1 protein-coding gene is annotated in these 1,170 nt (G+C 41.2%); it reads right to left on the minus strand.

All coding sequences use genetic code 11. The features are described 5' to 3' along the window. Positions 1-735: 735 nt before the first annotated feature. A complete protein-coding gene (locus AC1DSE_RS35555; protein ID WP_144376872.1) occupies positions 736-999 on the minus strand; it encodes a hypothetical protein in 264 nt (87 codons plus the stop codon). Positions 1,000-1,170: the final 171 nt, after the last annotated feature.

The raw sequence follows: 1,170 nt of genomic DNA on the forward strand, positions 1-1,170 counted from the left end.
CATTATTTCACCGATGGATTCATGAAGATATTAAGCATAACTTTCCCGTTGTCTGAAAGGCTACCCATGGTGCTGGTAGCCTATTGTCATGGTGCTATCTTTTACCGTTAGCGTAGCAGTTGGTCTGTGGTATTGAATGAATGAGGTTATTTTGTATCTTTTCCTTGCACTTCGACCACCTTAGTTAATCGACTTAGTTCATCTCTAAGCAATTGAATCTCTACTTCAATTTCTCGAACGAATTTCAAAAACGCATAACCAATAACCAATAACCGTTAACATTAGACCCAAGATAGGAAATGTTATCCTTTTTGCAATTATTGACATAATCACACTATTTGGCGTTTGAGATGAAAATGACTTTGGCATGTATTGCCACAGGCCAAAGATAAACAACAACACTCCGATTACAATTAAGACATACGAAATACGTTTAGTTATGCTGTAAGACAAGTGATACCACATCCATAAAGTCATTTCTAATTCTTGAGGCCACTACGCTTCCAGAAGGTGGAAGTTGCGCTAAACTGCCAGTTAGCGTAATGAAGCAGCCAACCATTGTGGTCGGCTACTTCCGTGTTTTTATTGAACTATCGTTGCCCGTTAGCGTAATGAACCTGCTAATCAATTCATTTTTATAAATTAGAAAGAGCCACCAGCGAAAGCCCTCTTACGTTCTTGCATACTGAAGAGGGCTTTTACAAGGAGTGATGATGCTTTACCGTTATGCAGATACTAGAGCTTCTGTAGAACATACCATACTGTGTACAATGCAAAAGCAAATATGGAAAAGAATACTGCAAGCAGCGCCCCTCTGACAACCCTCTGCCACCCGATACGGATCAACCCGTAACATCCACCATACACAATCATTCCGGCAGCAGCTCCCTCCAAAAAGACGCTCGGTGCCCGCAGGAGAACAATATAAAACAAAACGCTTATCCCTAACAAAAAGTAATTCATCCACAGAAACGCAATTCTGCCTTGCTTTTGCATCAAGCTTATCCCCTCCATACAGTCTGCCGCGTCATGCGCACAGTCTGTATGTCTTCTAGATACGAGGATTCATTTCCTTCTATTTCCTTTGGTAGCGCAGTGTGTTTCAATCTGAGAAATTTAATCCCAGTCTAGAAAAGAACAAACTCGTCACCGCCTCTAATTGTTCACGTC

It is taken from the genome of Paenibacillus sp. 01L418, assembly GCF_056400045.1.